The 20,312-nt window shown below is 70.5% G+C and carries 13 protein-coding genes; 11 read left to right on the top strand and 2 right to left on the bottom strand.

Annotated features, from left to right (window positions below):
- Nucleotides 1–31: 31 nt before the first annotated feature.
- The 9 genes from GA0070613_RS30080 (at nt 32) to GA0070613_RS30040 (ending at nt 14,230) form a co-directional block, all read left to right on the top strand.
- Nucleotides 32–1,009, top strand: coding sequence for an aldo/keto reductase (locus tag GA0070613_RS30080; protein ID WP_089015370.1), 978 nt, complete (start codon nt 32–34; stop codon nt 1,007–1,009).
- Nucleotides 1,006–1,854 carry an amidohydrolase family protein gene (locus GA0070613_RS30075; protein ID WP_231929569.1) on the top strand — a complete coding sequence of 283 codons (849 nt, stop codon included), beginning with the start codon at nt 1,006–1,008 and terminating at the stop codon, nt 1,852–1,854. The genes GA0070613_RS30080 and GA0070613_RS30075 overlap by 4 nt, the downstream gene beginning before the upstream one ends.
- Nucleotides 1,851–2,690: a fumarylacetoacetate hydrolase family protein gene (locus GA0070613_RS30070; protein ID WP_089015368.1), complete on the top strand. Its 840-nt coding sequence runs from the start codon at nt 1,851–1,853 to the stop codon at nt 2,688–2,690. Before GA0070613_RS30075 ends, GA0070613_RS30070 begins: the two co-directional genes overlap by 4 nt.
- Nucleotides 2,690–4,048, top strand: a complete 1,359-nt coding sequence (locus GA0070613_RS30065) for an enolase C-terminal domain-like protein (protein ID WP_089015367.1) — start codon at nt 2,690–2,692, stop codon at nt 4,046–4,048. Before GA0070613_RS30070 ends, GA0070613_RS30065 begins: the two co-directional genes overlap by 1 nt.
- Before the next feature lie 16 nt (nt 4,049–4,064).
- Complete coding sequence (locus GA0070613_RS30060) at nt 4,065–4,796, top strand: SDR family NAD(P)-dependent oxidoreductase (RefSeq protein WP_231929568.1); 732 nt, start codon at nt 4,065–4,067, stop codon at nt 4,794–4,796.
- A gap of 42 nt (nt 4,797–4,838) precedes the next feature.
- A complete protein-coding gene (locus GA0070613_RS30055; RefSeq protein WP_089015365.1) occupies nt 4,839–7,730 on the top strand; it encodes a glycoside hydrolase family 2 TIM barrel-domain containing protein in 2,892 nt (963 codons plus the stop codon).
- A gap of 680 nt (nt 7,731–8,410) precedes the next feature.
- Nucleotides 8,411–9,208: a right-handed parallel beta-helix repeat-containing protein gene (locus tag GA0070613_RS30050; protein ID WP_157746572.1), complete on the top strand. Its 798-nt coding sequence runs from the start codon at nt 8,411–8,413 to the stop codon at nt 9,206–9,208.
- 235 nt (nt 9,209–9,443) lie between these two features.
- Nucleotides 9,444–11,408 carry an alpha-galactosidase D gene (locus tag GA0070613_RS30045; protein ID WP_197699010.1) on the top strand — a complete coding sequence of 655 codons (1,965 nt, stop codon included), beginning with the start codon at nt 9,444–9,446 and terminating at the stop codon, nt 11,406–11,408.
- Nucleotides 11,409–11,701: 293 nt separating this feature from the next.
- Nucleotides 11,702–14,230: an alkaline phosphatase D family protein gene (locus tag GA0070613_RS30040; protein WP_089015363.1), complete on the top strand. Its 2,529-nt coding sequence runs from the start codon at nt 11,702–11,704 to the stop codon at nt 14,228–14,230.
- Nucleotides 14,231–14,367: 137 nt separating this feature from the next.
- Here GA0070613_RS30040 and katG read toward each other — a convergent pair whose 3' ends face one another.
- Nucleotides 14,368–16,584, bottom strand: a complete 2,217-nt coding sequence (gene katG, locus GA0070613_RS30035) for a catalase/peroxidase HPI (protein WP_089015362.1) — start codon at nt 16,582–16,584, stop codon at nt 14,368–14,370.
- Between the two features lie 34 nt (nt 16,585–16,618).
- On the bottom strand, nt 16,619–17,026 hold the full coding sequence (locus tag GA0070613_RS30030) for a Fur family transcriptional regulator (protein WP_269459069.1): 408 nt from the start codon (nt 17,024–17,026) through the stop codon (nt 16,619–16,621).
- 304 nt (nt 17,027–17,330) lie between these two features.
- On the opposite strand from GA0070613_RS30030, the gene GA0070613_RS30025 reads away from it, so the two are divergent.
- Both GA0070613_RS30025 and GA0070613_RS30020 read left to right on the top strand, forming a co-directional pair.
- On the top strand, nt 17,331–18,506 hold the full coding sequence (locus GA0070613_RS30025; protein ID WP_157746571.1) for a low temperature requirement protein A: 1,176 nt from the start codon (nt 17,331–17,333) through the stop codon (nt 18,504–18,506).
- A gap of 203 nt (nt 18,507–18,709) precedes the next feature.
- A complete protein-coding gene (locus GA0070613_RS30020; RefSeq protein WP_089015359.1) occupies nt 18,710–20,302 on the top strand; it encodes an FAD-dependent monooxygenase in 1,593 nt (530 codons plus the stop codon).
- Nucleotides 20,303–20,312 lie beyond the last annotated feature (10 nt).

Raw genomic sequence — 20,312 nt, 5'->3', positions numbered from 1 at the left:
CACGACTGATCCACGGTTCGCAGGAGGGCGCGTGAAAGCGACCGAAAGGGTCCGGCTGGGGCGTACCGAGGTGGAGGTGACCCGGCTGGGCTTCGGGCTCGCACCGATCGGGGGACTGTTCACCGCCGTCGGCGACGAGCTTGCCAGGGCCACGGTCGAGGCGGCCTGGAACCTTGGGCTGCGCTACTTCGACACCGCCCCGCTCTACGGCTGCGGCCTTTCCGAGCGCCGGGCCGGCGCGGTGCTGTCGGGCAAGCCGCGCGAGGAGTTCACGCTGTCGACCAAGGTCGGCCGGCTGCTCGTGCCGGGCGGTGCCCCGGAGCAGGAGTTCTGGGTGGAGCCGAGCGAGCTCAGTCCGGTCTTCGATTTTTCGTTCGACGGGGTGCTGCGTTCGCACGCGGAGAGCCTGCAGCGGCTGGGTCTGGCCCGGGTCGACATTGCGCACATTCACGACCCGGACCACCATTTCGACGAGGCGGTGAGCGGGGCCTACCCGGCGCTGGCCGAGTTGCGTGCGCGGGGCGACATCGGCGCGGTCAGCGCAGGTATGAATCAGGCGGAGATGCTGGTCGATCTCGCTCGGGCCGGTGACTTCGACTGTTTCATGCTCGCGGGGCGGTACACGCTGCTGGATCAGTCAGGGCTGGCCGAGCTGTTGCCGCTGTGCCTGGAGAAAGGCATTTCTGTTCTCGCGGCCGGGGTGTACAACTCGGGGCTGCTCGCCGATCCGACGCCGGGCGCCCACTACGACTACGCCCCGGCCGAGCGGAGTCTGATCGATCGGGCGCTGGCGATCCGGGCGGTGTGCGAGCGGCACGGGGTGCCACTGCGGGCGGCGGCGATCCAGTTCCCGCTCGGCCATCCGGCCGTCGCCAGCGTCGTGGTCGGCGCCAGGGATCCAGAGCAGATCACCGACAACGCCGACATGTTCGAATGGGAGATCCCGGACGCCATGTGGGCCGATCTGAAGAAGGACGGCCTGCTGCCGGAGGAGGTGCCCACACCGTGATCGTCGATGCGCACCACCACTTGTGGACCGCCGACTACCCGTGGCTCGCCGCGCCGGGTCTGGCGGCGATCCGGCGCGATTACACGGTCGCCGACCTCACGCCCCGGCTGGCGGGGGCAGGCGTCGCGGCTGGTGTTCTGGTCGAGGCGGGCCGCTGCGACGCCGCCGAAACCGCCGCGTTCCTCGCCTTGGCCGCTGCCACTCCGCACATCGCGGGCGTGGTCGGCTGGGCGTCCCTCACCGATCCGGACCTGTCCGCCACCCTGGCCGGCTACCGCGGCCTGCCCGGCGCAGCGAAACTCGTCGGTATCCGCGACCAGGTGCAGGGCGTCGACGACCCGGCGTTCCTCGCCCGCGCGGACGTGCGGGCGGCGCTGGCCACCATCGGCGCAGCGGGGTTGACCTACGACCTGATCGTCCGGGTCGGACAGTTGCCCGCCAGCGCCGCGGCGGCGCGCGCCACCCCGGGCACCGTCTTCGTGCTCGACCACCTCGGCAAGCCGCGGATCGGCGCGGGAGCCGAGGGGTTCGCCGAGTGGCGCGCGGCCGTGGCAGGACTGGCCGCCTGTGGCAACGTCGTGGCGAAGCTGTCCGGTCTGCTGACCGAGGCCGGCCCCGGGTGGAGCGTCTCCACCATCCGGCCGTACGTCGATGCCGCCCTGGACCTGTTCGGTCCCGAACGGCTCATGGTCGGCTCCGACTGGCCGGTCTGCGAACTCGTCGCCTCGTACCCCGCTGCCCTGGAGGCGATCGGCAGTTGCCTGAGCGAGCTGTCGGCAGGCGAGCGGGCCGCCGTCGCGGCCGGCACCGCGATCCGTACCTATCGTCTGGAGGTTGGCTCTTGAAGCTCATGCGGGTTGGACCGGTGGGGGAGGAGAAGCCCGTTCTGTACGCCGACGGCCGTCACTTCGATCTGTCGTCGGTCGCCGCCGATCTCGACCCGGCGTTCTTCGCGTCGGACGGGCTCCGGCGCGTAGGCGATGCGACCGGCCTGCCCGAGATCGACATCGCGCGACAGCGAATCGGGGCACCGATCGCGCGCCCCGGCGTGATCCTCTGCGTCGGCCAGAACTACGCCGCCCACGCGGCCGAGTCCGGCGCACAGCCGCCCACCACGCCGATCATCTTCTACAAGGCCCCGAACACCGTGGTCGGCCCGTTCGACGACGTGCTGATCCCGCGGGGATCGGCGAAGACCGACTGGGAGGTCGAGCTGGGCGTGGTGATCGGCCGGCGCGCCCGGTACCTGTCCTCCCCTGCGGACGCGCTCGCGCACATCGCCGGGTTCGTACTGTCCAACGACGTGTCAGAGCGGGACTTTCAGCTCGCGCGGTCGGGCGGGCAGTGGTCGAAGGGCAAGTCGTGCGAAACCTTCCAGCCGCTCGGACCGTGGCTGGTGACGCCCGACGAGATCACCGACCCGCAGGCGCTGCGGCTGCGCTCATGGGTCAACGACGACATTCGGCAGGACTCCTCCACCAAAGACATGATCTTCGACGTGGCATACCTGGTGTGGCACCTGTCCCAGTACTCCGTCCTGGATCCGGGGGACCTCATCAACACCGGCACGCCGCAGGGTGTGGCGCTCTCCGGCCGCTTCCCGTACCTGGCGCCGGGTGACGTGATGGAGGTCGGAATCGACGGTCTCGGCCGGCAGCGTTCGCTCCTGAGGAGCGCCTGATGGCCGTGATCGTCGCCGTCGACACCTTCGACGTACGGTTTCCGACCTCGCGCGAGCTGGACGGCTCCGACGCGATGAACCCCGACCCGGACTACTCGGCCGCCTACGTCGTCCTGCGCACCGACGAGGGGCCCGACGGGCACGGGTTCACGTTCACCATCGGCCGCGGCAACGACATCTGCCGGGTGGCGATCGAGGCGCTCGCTCCGTTCGTCGTCGGCGTCGATCCCGACGTTCTCGACCTCGGCGCGTTCGCCCGCAGCCTCACCCACGACTCGCAACTGCGCTGGCTCGGGCCGGAAAAGGGGGTCGTACACCTCGCCGCCGCAGCGCTCATCAACGCGATGTGGGACCTGGTCGCCAAGCGTGCCGGTAGACCTGTCTGGCGCTATCTCGCCGACCTGACCCCCGAGCAGATCGTCGATCTCGTCGACTGGCGCTACCTCACCGACGCGCTCACCCCACAGGAGGCGTTGCGGATCCTGCGGGACGCCGAGCCCGGCCGGGCCGGGCGGATCGCAACGCTGCAGGCCCGCGGGTACCCCGCCTACACCACCTCACCCGGCTGGCTCGGGTACGACGACGAGAAGCTGGCCCGGCTGGCGAAGCAGGCCGTGGCCGACGGGTTCACCCAGATCAAGCTGAAGGTCGGCGCTGATCTGTCCGACGACGTCCACCGCTTCCGGATCGCTCGCGAGGCCGTCGGCCCGGGCATCCGGATCGCGGTCGACGCCAACCAGCGTTGGGACGTCGGAGTGGCGGTCGAGTGGATGACGGCGCTGGCCCCGTACGACCCGTGGTGGATCGAGGAGCCCACCAGCCCCGACGATGTGCTCGCCCACGCCGCGATCCGCGCCGCCCTGGCCACCGCGGCGCCTGAGGGCAGGCCGATCCGGGTCGCGACCGGTGAGCACGCGCAGAACCGGATCGTGTTCAAACAGTTGCTGCAGGCGGGCGCGGTCGACTTCGTGCAGATCGACGCGTGCCGGGTCGGTGGCGTCAACGAGAACGTCGCGATCCTGCTGCTGGCCGCGAAGTACGGTGTGCCGGTGTGTCCGCACGCCGGCGGCGTCGGCCTGTGCGAGCTCGTCCAACACCTGTCGATGTTCGACTTCGTGGCCGTGTCGGGAACGACCGAGAACCGGGTCCTCGAGTTCGTCGACCACCTGCACGAGCACTTCCTCGCCCCGGCGATCGTCCGCAACGGCCACTACGTCGCGCCGACCCAGCCCGGCTTCTCGGCCGAAATGAGCCATGACAGCATCGCCACCTACTCCTACCCCGACGGCCCGGCATGGGCGTCCTCGACGTCAATCCCACCGGGCGGATGTGAAAGCGAGAGCACTCTTGTTGTTTGACGGTTTGGTGGCAGTGGTGACCGGTGGCGCCTCGGGGATCGGGCGCGCCTGTGTGGAGGCCTTCCACGCCGCCGGCGCCCGGGTGGGGGTGCTCGACCTCGATCCGGCGGGAGCACCCGAGGACCCGCGCGTCCACGGGGTACGGGCCGATGTAGCCGACCGCGCCTCGCTCACCGCGGCGATAGCGTCGGTCGCGCACGCGTTCGGTGGGGTGGACATCCTGGTCAACAACGCAGGGATCTCCGCCGTCGGCGAGGTCGAGGCCAACGATGACGCGCAATGGGCACGCGTCCTGGACGTGAACGTGACCGGAGTCGCCCGGGCCACCGCTGTCACGCTGCCGTACCTGCGCCGATCCCGAGCGGCCGCGATCGTCAACATCTCCTCGATCGCGGCCGGCGCCGGTCTGCCGAAGCGGGCGCTGTACTCGGCATCGAAGGGCGCGGTACACGCGCTGACGCTTGCCATGGCCGCCGACCTGGTCGGCGAGGGAATCCGGGTCAACTGCGTCGCGCCCGGCACGGTGGACACGCCGTGGGTGGCCCGGCTGCTGGCCAACGCCGCCGACCCGCAGGCCGAGAAGCGCCAGCTTGCCGCCCGCCAGCCCACCGGCCGCCTGGTCACCGCGCAGGAGGTGGCGGAGGCTGTGGTGTATCTGGCGTCGCCGACCGCCGGCGCGGTGACGGGCACGTCGCTCGCCGTCGACGGGGGCATGTCGGGCCTTCGCCTGCCGGCCCGCGCGACCTGAGCGGCGAAGGCGGGGGGTGACTACCAGCGAAGGGAGCAACCGGTGACCGGAGTTCACGAGATCATTTCGCCGCCCGTCGGAGCGCAGCCGCCCCGGGCCCGGACCCGCTCGGACGCGGGTGAGCTCTCGCTTGACGGGCGATGGCGGTTCGCGTGGTCGCCGACCGCGCTTTCCGGCAAGGACCCCGCGGATCCTGGGGACACCTGGGACGAGATCCAGGTTCCCGGGCACTGGCAGCTGTGCGGCTATGGCGCCCCCGCCTACACGAACCTGCGCTATCCGTTTCCCATCGACCCGCCGCACGTGCCTGAGGCGAACCCCACCGGCGAGTACCGCCGAATCGTGCGGCGTCCGCCCGGCTGGGACGGTGGACGCTTGCTGCTCCGGTTCGACGGCGTCGACTCCTGGTTCGAGGTGTGGCTGAACGGTTCGCCCGTCGGTCGGGCGTCGGGCAGCCGGCTCACCGTCGAGTTCGACGTGACCGAGCTACTCACCGGGGGCGACGACCTCCTGGCGGTGCGGGTGCACCAGTGGAGCTTCGCCAGTTACGTCGAGGACCAGGACCAGTGGTGGTTGTCAGGCATCTTCCGTTCGGTCGCGCTGCTCCACCGCCCCGCGGGTGGGATCGACGATGTCCACATCGTCGCGGACTACGACCAGCACACCGGCGACGGCCTCCTGCGGGTCGAGGCGCGCAGCGGCGAACCGGTGACGGTGGAGCTGGCCGAGCTCGGCGTTCGCGGCGTAGCCGGTGAGACCATCCGCGTCCCGTCGGTCGAACCGTGGTCGGCCGAGCTGCCGCGGCTCTACCGGGTCCTGGTCGCCACCGGGGCCGAGACGATCTCGGCCGACATCGGCTTCCGCACGGTCCGCGTCGACGGGGGCCGGCTCCTGCTCAACGGCGCGCCACTGGTGTTCCGCGGGGTGAACCGGCACGACTTCGATGCCCGGTCCGGGCGTGCGCTGACCAGGGACGCGCTGGAGCGCGATGTCATCGGAATGAAGCGGCACAACGTCAACGCGGTGCGGACCAGTCACTATCCGCCCGACCCGTACTTCCTCGAGCTCTGTGATCGGTACGGCCTGTACGTGCTGGTCGAATGCGACCTCGAGACGCACGGCTTCTCGCTGGTGGACTGGCGGGGCAACCCCTCCGACGACCCCGCCTGGGGCGAGGTGTACCTCGACCGGATGCGGCGAACGGTCGAGCGCGACAAGAACTCGACGAGCGTCGTGATGTGGTCGCTCGGCAACGAGGCTGGGTGGGGCGTCAACCTTGCGGCGAACGCCCGGTGGACGTCGGATCGTGACCCGAGCCGGCCGATCCACTACGAGCAGGACGTCGAATGCGAGGCGGTCGACGTCTACAGCCGGATGTACCCGACCTTCGACGAGCTGGACGCGATCGGACGGCACGACGAGCCCGCGCTCGCCGACCCCGCCCGCGACGTTCGCCGACGCGGGCTGCCGATGCTGATGTGCGAGTACGCGCACGCGATGGGGAACGGGCCGGGCGGGCTGGCCGACTACGAGGCGATCGTCGACGCGTATCCGCGGCTGGCGGGCGGCTTCGTCTGGGAGTGGACCGATCATGGCCTGGCCGGCGAAGGCCCGGACGGACGCCGCACCTACCGCTACGGCGGGGACTTCGGCGAGCCCGTACACGACGGCTCGTTCGTGATCGACGGCCTGCTCTTCCCGGATCGGACCCCATCGCCGGGACTTTCGGAGCTCGCGGCCGTCGTCGCGCCGGTGCGGATGCGCCTGGACGGGGACCAGCTTCGCGTGCGGAACCGCTGGAGCTTCTCCACCACTGAAGAGGTGGACTTCCGCTGGCTCCTGGAGTTGGACGGCGAGGTGATGGACGCGGGACGGCTGGACCGGATCGTGGTCGGGCCGCTGTCGGAGTCCCGGGTCACGCTCCCGCCTGCCGTACGCCGGGCGGAGCGGGACGCACCGGCGGGCGGGGAGTTGTGGCTGACGGTCACGGCGGCGACCGGGAGCGCACGCCCCGGGGTGGACGCCGGGCACGTGCTGGCGCGGACGCAACAGCGGCGCCGCGCCGCTGCTCCGTCACGGGAGGCGGAGCCGCTGCCACCGGCGGCAGAGCCCCGTCCGGCCACACTGGACGGGCGGTTCGACCACGCGGCGCGACCGAAGGCGCTGGGTCCGTTCGCGGTCGCGCAGGTCGGCCTCGATGTCTGGCGCGCGCCGACGGAAAACGACCGGTACCCGGGACGCGGCGCGCAGGTGTCGCTGGAAACCCGCTGGCGGGCGGCGGGCTTCGATCGCCTGGTGGATCGTACGGTCGAGGTTCAACTGGGCGAGGCGTCCGTACGACGCGTCGCGCGCTACGGTTCCCCCGGTATCGACAGCGGATTCGACGTGGATTGCCACTGGACGGCCCGGGATGATCGCCTCCGGCTCGACGTCGTGATCGAGCGCCGTGGCGAGTGGCGGCTGCCGCTACCCCGGTTGGGGGTCGTCCTCGCCCTGCGCTGCGCCGATCCGGGTGCGGCGGAGCTCGAATGGCTCGGGCTGGGACCGGGGGAGAGCTACCCCGACTCGCGTTCCGCAAACTGGTATGGCCGGCACCGCATGACGGTCCGGGACGCGCAGGTCCCGTACGTCGTGCCGCAGGAGAACGGCAACCGGTCCGACGTGCGCTGGCTGCGGTTGACCGGGCCCGAGGGCGGCCTGCGCATCGAGGGTGCCCAGCCATTCGAGGTCGCGGTGCGGCCCTGGTCGACCGAGCAGCTCGAGCGCGCCCGGCACGCGGCGGAGCTGGACGAGACGGGACTCCTGTGGGTGCACCTGGCGGCGGGCGTCACCGGACTCGGCTCGGCGAGCTGCGGTCCACCGGTCCGGTCGTCCGGGCAGTACCGCGCCGCCCGGGTGCGGCTCGGCTTCGACTTCGTCCCGGAGGCAGGTTAGCGATGGCGGTGCCCGTCACCCGGGCCGGGGCGTGACGCACATGCCGGCACTGCTCGACGTCACCGACTTCGGGGCGCTTCCCGACCAGCCGCACACCGACGCCGCGCCCGCCGTCCGGGCGGCGCTGCGCGCCGCACGGGCCGCGGCCGGCCCGGTGCGGCTCCGCTTCCCGCCGGGCGCCTACCACCTGTGGCCGGACCGCGCGCACGGACGTGAGCTGTACGTGTCCAACACGGTGGGGGACGACCCGCGACACCGCGTCAAGTCGATGGCGCTGCTCGTGGAGGCGACGGACGATCTTGTCATCGCCGGGGAGGGCGCCCGTCTCGTCCTGCACGGGCTCCAGACGACCTTCGCCGTCCTCGACTCGCAGCGGGTACGCATCGAGGGGCTCGAGTTCGACTTCGCGGTGCCGACGGTCGTCGATGCCACCGTGGTCGGCGCGGGCGTCGTTGCAGGCCGGGCCTACCGCCTGATCCGGGTGCCCGCGGCGTCGTCGCCTGGTCCGGGCGCGACGCGCTCGCGTACACCCAGGTCCACGATCCCGCCACCCAGCGGACGTGGCGCGGCCCGAACCCCTTTTCGAGGACGTCCGGTCGATCCGGGTGGTGGGGGAGCGCGACATCCGGATCGACTACGAGTACGCCGACGAACCGGCCGACCTGGGACTGGTCTACTCGATGCGGTCGACGACCCGCGACCACCCCGGCGCGCTCGTGCTCGACAGTGCCGAGGTGACGCTGTCGCGGATGCGGTTCCGCTTCCTGCACGGCTTCGGCGTGGCCGCGCAGACCAGCCGGGACGTCACCGTCGAGGGGTGCCAGTTCCAGGCTCCGCCGGACAGCGGGCGGCACAGCGCCGGCTTCGCCGACTTCATCCCAGTTCTCCGGTTGCTCGGGACGAGCTGTCGTGCGCGACTGCCTCTTCGACGGGAGCTGCCGGACGGTCTCGTCGGGTGGACCGCCGTGGAGAACGTCACTCGGACGCCGACCGTGCAGATCGTCCGCAACATCTTCCGCAACGTCCCCACGCGCGGAGTGCTCGTGACCAGCCGCCGTGCCGTGCTGATCGAGGAAAACCGTTTCGAGCACACGGGAATGGCCAGCATCTACGTCTCCGGCGACGCCGCCGAATGGTGGGAGTCCGGGCCAGTGCGTGACGTGACGATCCGCGGCAACGAGTTCGTCGAACCGGGGGGACCGGCAATCCACCTCGATCCGAGGAACACCCAGTGCGATCAGAGACGTGCGGTCCACAGTGGCGTGCTCGTGACGGAGAACCAGTTCGTGCTCGACGGCGTGCCCGCGCTCGACGCGAAGAGCACACGCGGGATCCGCTTCCGGGACAACAGCATCGTCCAGCGCGGCCAGGAGACGCCCGACATCATCCTCCGGTCCTGCTTCGACGTGCGCATCGAACTCGACAGTGCCGGCCGGAAGCGGGCGCCGAGCGGAGGACTTGGGGAAATCAATGCTTGACGAAGTTAATTATTGATTCTAGGTTTCCTCCATGTATCCCGACTCCGGCGCGGGTTCGCTTCGCCGCGGCCCCCAGCGGCAATGGCCGCTGCCTCTCGAGGAGTGGGCGCGCGGAGCGGCTGCCGTGAGTATTCAGTCGCTCGTCGTTCCCTGACCCACCGGCGCCATCCGGCCCCCGGCGGGCGATGTCGCAACAGGCACCACCCCCGGCTCCCCCCAACCAGGAGGTGTGACTGTGAAGTCACCGTTACGTGCCACCGCGCAGCGAGTCGAACCCCCAGCCCGGCGCCAGAGCCGGGTCCGCACCGGCGTGGCACTTGCCGCCACCCTCGCCGTGGCCCTCGGCGCGGGCGCCATCCCGGCGCAGGCTGCCGCACCCGGCCCGAAGACGCAGACTGCCGTACCCGGTCCGAAGCCGAGCCCCGCGCCGGGCAGCGCGACGCCCGGCGCCACCACGAAGGACCCGTCGGCCGCCGACCGCGCGGCCGCGCAGAAGGCGGCCGCCGCGGCGGCCGCGCAGGGGATCGCGGACCGCCCCTACATGGGGTGGAGCAGCTGGAGCCTGCAGGCCAGCAACTATCCCGGACTCAACCCGAACGGGGGCGCGAGCTGGCTCAACGAGGCCAACCTGCTGCCGCAGGTCGATGCGCTCGCCACCAGGCTCAAGCCGTACGGCTACGAGTACGTCAACATCGACGCCGGCTGGTCGAACACCTACAACTGGACGTCGAACTTCGACCAGTACGGGCGCGAGATCGCCGCGCCCGAGCGGTTCCCGCACGGCATGCAGTACGTGGCCGACTACATTCACGCCAAGGGCCTCAAGGCCGGCATCTACCTCGCCGTCGGCTTGGCCAAGCCCGCGTACAACAACGGCACGACGCCGATCTGGAACGCCCCCGCATGCACGACCGCCGACATTGTGTACCCGGACCTGCGTACGACGAACGGCTGGGACAGTTCATACAAGATCGACTTTTCGAAGCCCTGCGCCCAGAAGTACATCGACTCGCAGGCACAGCTGATCGCCGACTGGGGCTACGACTTCCTCAAGTTCGACGGCGTCGGGCCGGGCTCGTTCCGCGGCGGCGACAACTACAACAACGTCGCGGACGTCGCCGCCTGGCAGGCGGCCATCGCCAAGACCGGGCGCCCGATGGAGTTTCTCCTGTCCTGGTCGCTGGACCGGAACTACGCCGCCGACTGGAAGCGGTACTCGAACGGCTGGCGGATCGACACCGACGTGGAGTGCTACTGCGACACCCTGGTGACCTGGAACAACTCCGTCAAGATCCGGTGGGACGACGTACCCGGCTGGACGCCCTGGGCCGGCCCCGGCGGCTGGAACAACCTCGACTCGCTCAACGTCGGAAACGGCGAGATGGACGGCATCACCGAGGACGAGCGGCAGAGCTACATGACGCTGTGGGCGATCTCGGCGGCCCCGCTCTACGCCGGTGACGACCTCACCAAGCTCGACGCCTACGGCCTATCCCTGCTCACGAACCGCGAGGTGATCGCGGTCGACCAGCAGGGCATCCCGGCCCGCCCGGTGACGCCCACCGGCTCCGCGCAGGTCTGGGGCATGAAGAACGGCGACGGCACGTACACGATCGCATTGTTCAACATGGGCAGCTTCCCGGCACAGGTGAGCGCGAACTGGAGCAGCTTCGGCTTCGGCGGCAAAGCCACCGTCCGTGACCTGTGGCAGCACAAGGAGCTCGGCGTCTACGACGGCAGCATCGCAGCGACCCTGCCGTCGCACGGTTCCCGGCTGTTCAAGGTCACGCCCAAGGACGGGGCCGTCAAGATGACCAGCTACGAGGCGGAGGCCAGCACGAACAGCCTCGCGCGTGGCGCCTCGGTCGCCGGCTGCGCCAACTGCTCCGGCGCCGCGAAGGTCGGCAGCCTCTACAACGGCGGCGCGCTGCGCATCAACGGCGTCACCGTGCCGAAGACGGGCACCTACCAGGTGAACATCCGCTACACCACGAACGACCCGCGCTCGGCGACCGTCTCGGCCAACGGCCAGAACGCCGTCACGCTGGCCTTCCCGCCCAGCGGTGGTTGGGACATCCCGGCCACCCTGACCGTGGCCCTGCAGCTGCACGCCGGCGCCAACACGATCGAGATCGACAGCACGACGCCGGTCTACTCACCCGACGTCGACAAGATCGAGGTGCCACTGACCGTACGGTAGGCACGGCTCGTCGTGGGGGCCGGAGCGGCACCGCCGCCCCGGCCCCCACGCCATCCGGACTCATGTCGCGCGCGCTGCGGGTCGTCCCGCCTCGGCGGCCCCGGCGGCTGCCCTCAGTGGCCCAGCAGGTAAGCCGCTGAATCGGTGTACGTCTTTGCAATCCACAATCCAGGCACGTCGAGCGGGGTTTGCCACCCGCCGTACCGCTGCCCTTCACATGATCGTCATTGGCCGGGCAGCCGGACTGTCGACGCTGTCGGGACGACTACGTCTCGATCAAGGCAGGTGTGGCAGTGGCGGACGCATCCCCCATCAGCCGGCGACGGTTCCTGGCCATCGCGGGCGGTACCGCCGGCATGGTTGCCGTGAGCCAACTGGTTGCCGAACTCCCCGCGGCATACGCGGACGAACTGGATCCGGCGCCGTTCGCCCTCGGTGTCGCGTCCGGCGAGCCGGACCACGAGAGCGTCGTGCTGTGGACGAGGCTGGTGCGGGATCCGCTGAACGCGGCCGACGGCGGCATGCCGCCAGATCCCGTCCAGGTCCAGTGGGAGGTCGCCCGCGACCCGCAGTTCCGCCAGCTGGTCCGGTCCGCTGAGGTGACGGCGGCGCCGAACTCGGCGCACACGCTGCACGTGCTCGTGGGCGATCTGGCCCCTGGCCGCTGGTACTGGTACCGCTTCCGGGCCGACGGGGTGTACAGCCGCACCGGGCGTACCCGGACCATGCCGCCGCCCGGCGACACGACCGACCACATGCGGTTCGCCTTTGTCTCCTGCCAGTCCTGGGTGGGTGGTCCCTTTCCCGCCTACCGGGACCTGGCCGAACAGGACCTCGACTTCGTCATCCACCTCGGCGACTACATCTACGAGACCACCAACGGCAGCCTGACCGAGTTCCGTCGGCTGCACGCCCTCTACAAGACCTCTCCCGACCTGCGCGCCGCCCACGCCCGGTTCCCGTTCATCCTCACCTGGGACGACCACGAGGTGCAGAACAACTACGCCGGCCCCATCCCGCCCAACCCGGCCGACGGCCGGCCCTTCCTGGAGCGCCGCGCCAACGGCTACCAGGCCTACTACGAGCACCTGCCGCTCCGCCCCGAGCAGCGCCCCAGCGGGCCCGACATGCTCATGTACCGCCGGCTCAACTTCGGGCGACTGGCCCAGTTCAGCGTGCTCGACACCCGGCAGTACCGCAGCGACCAGGCGCTCGGCGACGGGCGTAAGGAGCCGACCGGCGAGGTCTTCGATCCGACCCGCACCATGACCGGCCCCGAACAGGAGAGCTGGCTGCTCGACGGGCTGCTCCGGTCGAAGGCGCGCTGGAACGTCGTCGCCCAGCAGACCATCATGGCTGCCTTCGACTACGACCTCGGGCCCGGGCAGATCGTCAACCTCGACCAGTGGGACGGATACCCACCGGCACGGTCCCGCATCCTCGACTTCATCGCCACGCACCAGGTACCGAATCCCGTCGTCCTCAGCGGGGATTGGCACACGCACTGGGTCAACGACCTGAAGACCGACTTCGCCGACCCCGGCTCGAAGACAATCGCCACCGAGTTCGTCGGCACGTCGATCTCCTTCGGCGCCGGCTGGGACGCCGACGTCCGGGCCGGCCTCGCGGCCAACCCGCACGTCAAGTTCTACAACGGCGGCTACCGCGGCTACGTGATCTGCGACGTCACGGAGAAGCGCTGGCGCGCGGACCTGCGCATCGTGCTGAGCGCCCGCGATGCCGCCTCACCGGCGTACACGATCGCGGCGTTCGAGGTGCGCGACGGCGTACCGGGGGCGTACCGGATCGACGCCGGCGACGGCATCGTCGGTCGGGTCACCGACGCGGCCACCGGCGCGGCGCTGCTGAACGTGCAGGTGACCGTGACCAGGACGGACGGCAGCCAGCTGGTGGCGAGTACCACGGACCCGTCGGGGGAGGTCCTCGCCTTCGCGCCGCCGGGCAACTACACCGTTGCCGTGAACGGCGTCGGCTATGAGCCGGTGAGCCACCCGGTGACGGTGGTCCAGGGCATACCGACAGAGCTCGACCTGCGGTTGCACCGGGCATCGACCAGGGCAGGCACCGGTCGCATCGTCCCCGGACCGCAATCCGAGGCCGGAACGTCCGACCTGGTACTCGGCAACGACCTGGTGGCCCTGGCCGTCTCGGCCGGCACTGACGACCCGCAACTGTCCGGGGTCACCGTTGGCAAGCCACTGGACCTGGCCGCGGTCGGACGCCTCGACCAGCTCGACTGGATCAACCTGCCGTACGCCTCGGCGACCCAGCCCCGCGGCGGCAACGCCTGGCAGCAGCGCACCGTCCGGTCCACCGCCGTGGAGGTGCTCTCCGCCACGGCGCCGGTGGCGAGCGTACGAGCCATGGGCACCAGCACGGCCTTGCCCGACCTCCAGGTCGTCACGACGTACACCATCCGGCCGAATGAACCGTGGGTGGCGGCGGAGAGCGTCTTCACCAACCTCGGCACGGTGCCGCGCAGCTTCTGGACGGGCGACGCCCTCGACCACGACGGCGCCGGTCAGCGCAGCGGTGTCGCCGGACACGGAACCATCACCAGCGGTACCCCGGCCGACTACCCGCCCACCGCGCCCTGGATCGGCATGACCGGCTCGGACCGGCAGACCTACGGACTGCTCTACGAGGACACCAGCTTCGTCGCGTACGCCGCGTACAACTGGGTGATGAGTCAGCGTCAGGTGACCCTCGCACCGGGCGAGACGTTCACGCTGCGGCGGCGGATCGTCGCCGTCGACAGCGGTGACGGCGCCGACCCGTTCGCCGTGCTCGGCCAGCTCTGACGGTTCATGTGGGCGGGCAGCGGCGAGCTGCCCGCCCACGTCATCTCCGGTACCTCGTCAGCCCGGTGGCGTCGGAGTACCGGAGATCATGGAAGCGCAGCGCGGCTGGCAGGCCGGCGCGTTGCAGCCCCGTCGCATCAGGCGAGGTCGTACCGGTCCAGGTTCATGACCTTGACCCACGCCGCCACGAAGTCCTGGACGAACTTCTCCTGCGCGTCGTCACTGGCGTAGACCTCTGCGATGGCTCGGAGCTGGGAGTTCGAACCGAAGAGGAGGTCAACGGCGGTGGCGGTCCACTTGACCTCGCCCGTGGCGCGATCCCGCCCCTCGAACACGTTCTCGGCCGAGGTGGCTGCCTTCCACTCCGTGCCGATGTCGAGCAGGTTCGCGAAGAAGTCGTTCGTCAACGTCTCGGGCCGGTCGGTGAAGACGCCGTGTCGTGCCTGCCCCACGTTGGCGTTCAGGGCCCGCATGCCGCCGATCAGGACCGTCATCTCGGGAGCGGTCAGCGTCAACAGGTTGGCCCGGTCCAGCAGCAGGGTCTCCGGCGACAACTTCTCTCCGGCTCGCAGGTAGTTGCGGAACCCGTCTGCCTTCGGTTCGAGCACGGCGAACGACTCCACGTCGGTCTGCTCCTGGGAGGCGTCCGTGCGCCCCGGTGCGAACGGGACCGTGACGTCATGCCCGGCGTTCCTGGCCGCTTGCTCGACGGCCGCGCATCCGCCGAGGACGATCAGGTCGGCAAGCGAGACCTTCTTCCCACCGGACTGTGAGTTGTTGAATTCCTGCTGGATCTGCTGCAGGGTCTGCAGCACCGTGGCGAGCTCGGCCGGGTCGTTGACCTCCCAGTTCTTCTGCGGTTCGAGGCGGATCCGCGCTCCGTTGGCCCCGCCACGGTTGTCGGTGCCGCGGAAGCTCGCCGCCGACGCCCACGCGGTCAAGGCGAGCTGCGAGATGGACAGTCCCGACGCGAGGAGCTTGGCCTTGAGGGCAGCGATGTCCTCGTCCGCGATGAGCTCGTGATCGACCGCCGGGACGGGGTCCTGCCACAGTTGCGGCTCCGGAACCCACGGGCCGAGGTAGCGCGAAGCGGGTCCCATGTCGCGGTGCAACAGCTTGTACCACGCCTTTGCGAACGACTCCGCGAATTCGTCCGGATTCTCTAGGAAACGCCGCGAGATCTGCTCGTAGATCGGGTCGACCCGCAGCGCGAGGTCGGTCGTCGCCATCATCGGGGCGTGCCTGACCGAGGGGTCGTGCGCGTCGGGCACGGCGTCCGCCCCGGCGCCGTCCTTCGGCTTCCACTGCTTCGCGCCGGCAGGGCTCTCGGTCAGCTCCCACTCGTAGCCGAACAGCGTCTCGAAAAAGCTGTTGTCCCACGTGATCGGGGTGGGCGTCCACGCCCCCTCGAGCCCGGCGGTGATCGTGTCCTTGCCCTTGCCGCTGCCGAAGGTGCTCTTCCAGCCAAGGCCCTGATGGTCGACGGGGCAGCCCTCGGGCTCGGGGCCGACCAAGCTGGGGTCGCCCGCACCGTGGGTCTTGCCGAACGTGTGGCCGCCGGCGATGAGTGCGACCGTCTCCTCGTCGTTCATCGCCATGCGACGGAAGGTCTCCCGGATGTCCCGGGCGGACGCCAGCGGATCCGGGGTGCCGTTGGGACCCTCCGGATTCACGTAGATGAGGCCCATCTGCACAGCACCGAAAGGACCGGTGAGTTCCCTGTCGCCGCTGTAGCGCTCGTCTCCGAGCCACGTGTCCTCAGGCCCCCAGAAGATTTCCTCGGGCTCCCAGATGTCCTCTCGCCCGAAGCCGAAGCCGAAGGTCTTGAAGCCCATCGACTCCAGCGCAACGTTGCCGGTGAAGACCAGGAGGTCCGCCCAGGAGATCTTCCGGCCGTATTTCTGCTTGACGGGCCAGAGCAACCGGCGGGCCTTGTCGAGGTTTGCGTTGTCGGGCCAACTGTTGAGGGGGGCGAAGCGCTGGGCCCCGTCGCCGGCACCGCCACGGCCGTCCTCGATGCGGTACGTGCCGGCGGCGTGCCAGCTCATCCTGATGAAGAGCGGCCCGTAGTGGCCGTAGTCGGCCGGCCACCAGTCCTGCGACGTCGTCATCACGTCGAGGATGTCCTGCTTGAGCTCCTCCACCTTGAGGGTCTTGAGCTCCTCGGCGTAGTCGAAGTCCGCGCCCATCGGAGTGGCTCGCGGCGCATGCTGGTGGAGAACCTGCAGGTTCAGCTGATTCGGCCACCAGTCCTGGTTGGTCCTCGGCCGCCGGGTCGGCTTGGGAGCCGGGGAGGGGATTGCTGGGTTCTCGCTTTCGCTGACGCTTTCAGTCGCGGCCTTCTTGTCAGACACGTCGGTCCTTCTCCTGTCTTGATGTCTCGTTCTGTCAACTGGTTGCTGGTGCCGCGAGACACTCGGGGCACACGCCCCAGTAGGTGACCTCGGCCTCGTCGATCGAGAAGCCCTGGTCCTCGGACGCGGTCAGGCAGGGAGCCTCGCCGACGGCGCAGTCGACGTCGGCAATGGCACCGCACGACCGGCACACGACGTGGTGGTGGTTGTCCCCGACCCGCAACTCGTAACGAGCCACCGAGCCGGACGGCTGGATGCGCCGCACCAGCCCGGCGGCGGTCAGCGCACGCAGCACGTCGTACACGGCCTGGTGGGACACCTCGGGAAGCTCCCTACGCACGGCACCGAAGATCGAGACGGTGTCGGCGTGCGGATGCGCGTGCACCGCGGTCAGTGCCGCCAGCCGCGGACGGGTCACGCGGAGCGCGGCCCCGCGCAGCATGCGCTCGAAGTCCGAGGTCGTAGGCACCCTGCGCAGTTTGCTCTACTTTCTTGAATGCATCAAGAATCCGGTGGCGGCGCGTGGCGAGATGGGGAGTAGCGGGGAGCATGCGGCGGGGCGGCGAGCCTTCACCGCCGGCAGTCCGGCCGCCGGGCGGAATTGCTGATCCGGGGACGGGCCACCCCGTCGGCACCGATAATCCTCGAGGATGCGACGCCCGGGAGGCCGTACGCCCGGCGGCCGGCGCGCAACGCGGCGCCGACGTCGCCCGCGACCGGGTGTGACGGGCGACGGGAGGCCGGGCATGACGACCGGAGGCAGCACCGAGCTGGTGCGCCGGCCGAACGGGTCGCCCCGGGCGACCCTGCTGGAGCTGCTCTTCGACGTCGTCTTCGTGGCCGCCCTGGCGCTGACCTCGATGTTGATCGCCGAGCGGGACTCGTGGGCCGGCGTCGGGCCGGTCGTCCTCATGCTGATGGCGGTCTGGTGGACCTGGTCGGTCACCTCGACCACCACCGACTTCTACGACCCCGAGCGGCGTCCGATCCAGGCCATCCTGATGGTGACCATGCTCGGTGCCGTGGTGACGGCGGCGGCGCTGGCCTCCGACGCCCACGCGCTGATCTTCGCCACCGGATACGTGACCCCGCACGTGTGGCGGGGTCTGGTGCTGGTCAGCGTGTTGCACCGGCACCAGCGTCAGGCCGAGGAGCGTGCGGCACGCTTCCTTTTCTGGTTCCTGGTCTCCGGCGTCTTCTGGATCGTCGGGGCGCTGCTGCCGGACGCGCCGCGATGGACGCTCTGGACCGTCGCGGTGGCGATCGACTACGTCGCGGCCGCGGCGCGCTACCCCACACCCTGGCTCGGCCGGGTACCGGTCGGGCAGTACGAGAAGACGACCGAGCACCTGGGCGAGCGGTACCAGCAGTTCGTCATCCTGGCGCTCGGCGACATCATCCTGGTACCGACCCTGGAGATCAGCACCGCGGAATTCACCCGCGCCCGGCTGGCCGCCTTCCTGGCCGCCTTCGTCGCCATGCTGCTGCTCTGGCAGATCTACGTCCTGGGGGCCGGCGCCATCCTGCGGACGTTCTCCGGGCAGTTGCTCCGGCGGGCGACCCGGCTGGCACCGTACACCCACCTGGTGATGCTGGCCGGCGTCGTCTGCACCGCCGCCGGTTTCGACCTGGTCATCGAGCGGCCCACCGGCGACACACCGGCGCGCTGGACCGTCCTGCTCCTCGGCGGGCCCGCGCTGTTCCTGCTCGGGCGAACCCTGTTCACCTACCGGATCATCGGCGTGGTCCCGTGGCACCGGGTGCTCTGGCTGCTGGTGCTGGCGGCGGCGGCACCGTGGGTGGGCGGCTGGCCCCCGGTGCTGGTCACCGCCCTCCTCGTGCTGGTGCTGACCGGGGTGGTGGTCGGGGACGCCATGGGCGGGCGGTTGACCCGGCCCATGCTGCGGGGGCGCCCCGGCTGACCGCACGCGCTCGGGACTGGGGTGGTCGCTGATCATCGATCACGCAGCTGCCTGAGCGGGTATCCTCGGGCCCGAGGGGCCAGTCGCGAATCGCGTCGGGGGATGTGGATGGTCGGCATCGCGTACGTGATCGGGTCAATGGCCCCCGCCGGCACGGTGGCGGTAGCGGCCACGGTCGTGTGTCCTCGACGTGTCCTCGGCTGATGAGCGCGGTCGAGGTGTTGGTGGTCGGGGCGGGGCCGACCGGGCTGGCGATGGCCGGGCAGTTGGCCGCCTTCGGCGTGCGGGCTCGGGTGGTCGACCGGGCGCTTGACCGCGTCCACGAGTCCCGGGCGCTGGCGATTCAGCCCCGCACCCTGGAGGTTCTCGCGGGTCTCGGCGTGACGGCCGAGTTGGTGGCCTCCGGCAACCGGGCGGTCCGCCTGTGCCTGCACGTGCGCGGCCGGGAGCGCAGTGTGCCCTTGTACGACCTGGGCCTGCAGGACACCGCGTACCCGTATCTGCTGTTCCTGTCTCAGGCGGACACCGAACGGATCCTGGGCGAGCATCTCGCCGCGGCGGGCCTTGCCGTCGACCGTGGTGTCGAGCTGGTCGGATTGGACCGTACCGCTGACGGCGCAGTGGCGACGCTGCGGCACTCCGACGGCCGCGAGGAGCCGGTGTCGGCCCGGTACGTGGTGGGCTGCGACGGCGCGCACAGCACGGTACGCCACCTTGCCGGGATCGGGTTCGAAGGCGGTGCGTATCCGCAGACGTTCGTGCTGGCCGACCTCGAGGCCGACGGCGTCGAGCCCGGGTCGGCGCACGGGTTCCTGTCCGAGCGGGGGATGCTGTTCCTCTTCCCCCTCGGCCACCCCACCAGCTGGCGGCTGCTGGCCATGCGGCCGCCCACCGACCTGACTCCGCCGGACGCACCGGTCACGCTCGACGAGGTGCAGGCCCTCGCCGACACCTACACCGCCGCGACCGTGCGACTGCATGACCCGGTGTGGATGACCAACTTCCGGCTGCACCACCGGGCTGCTAACCGTTACCGGTCCGGGCCGGTGTTCCTGGCCGGCGACGCCGCGCACATCCACAGTCCGGCCGGCGCGCAAGGCATGAACACCGGCATCCAGGACGCCGTCAACCTCGGGTGGAAGCTCGCCCAGGCCCTGCGGGGCGACCCCGATCCGGCGCTGCTGGACACCTACGACACGGAGCGGGCGCCGGTCGGCCGGATGGTGCTGCGCTTCACCGACCGGGCGTTCACCGTCGCGACCTCCTCCAACCCGGTAGTCCGTTTCGCCCGCGCGCGGATGGCCCCCGCCCTCATCCCCGCCGTGCTCGCACCCAGGCTCGTCCGGGCATTCGCCTTTCGCACCGTGTCGCAACTGGGCATCAGCTATCGGCACAGCCCGCTGTCGGCGGAGGACCCGAGCGCGCCCCGCAAGGGCCCCCGGGCCGGTGACCGGCTGCCCGACGCCTCCGTCCCGGGCGGCGGGGCGAGCGGCACGCTGCACCAGCTCACGGCCGCGCCCGGGTGGCACCTGCTGCTGTGCGGGCCACCCGGCGCCTGGCCGGCCGCCGCGACCGCGTCGCTGGATCAGTACCAGCTGACCATCCACCAGCTGACCGAACCCGACGCCACAGCAGCCGCGTCCACGTCCGCCTCTCCCGCGCTGCGCCGTCTCGGCGTCACCCCCGGCGCCAGCGGCCTCTTTCTGGTCCGCCCCGACGGGCACATCGGCTACCGGGCCGGCGGCAGCGACCTGGCCGGGCTGCTGGCCTACATGGACCGGTGGGTGCGTTCTTGACGTTCTCTCC

It is taken from the genome of Micromonospora inositola, from assembly GCF_900090285.1.
GTDB lineage: Bacteria > Actinomycetota > Actinomycetes > Mycobacteriales > Micromonosporaceae > Micromonospora > Micromonospora inositola.
This window is presented reverse-complemented; position numbering and strand designations above follow the sequence as displayed.

Bases quoted from the DNA above. Each gene is read 5' to 3' on its own strand.
- GA0070613_RS30065 (WP_089015367.1), top strand. From the start codon at position 2,690: ATGGCCGTGATCGTCGCCGTCGACACCTTCGACGTACGGTTTCCGACC.
- GA0070613_RS30050 (WP_157746572.1), top strand. From the start codon at position 8,411: ATGCGGTCGACGACCCGCGACCACCCCGGCGCGCTCGTGCTCGACAGT.
- GA0070613_RS30030 (WP_269459069.1), bottom strand. From the start codon at position 17,026: ATGCTGCGCGGGGCCGCGCTCCGCGTGACCCGTCCGCGGCTGGCGGCA.
- GA0070613_RS30025 (WP_157746571.1), top strand. From the start codon at position 17,331: ATGACGACCGGAGGCAGCACCGAGCTGGTGCGCCGGCCGAACGGGTCG.
- GA0070613_RS30020 (WP_089015359.1), top strand. From the start codon at position 18,710: ATGAGCGCGGTCGAGGTGTTGGTGGTCGGGGCGGGGCCGACCGGGCTG.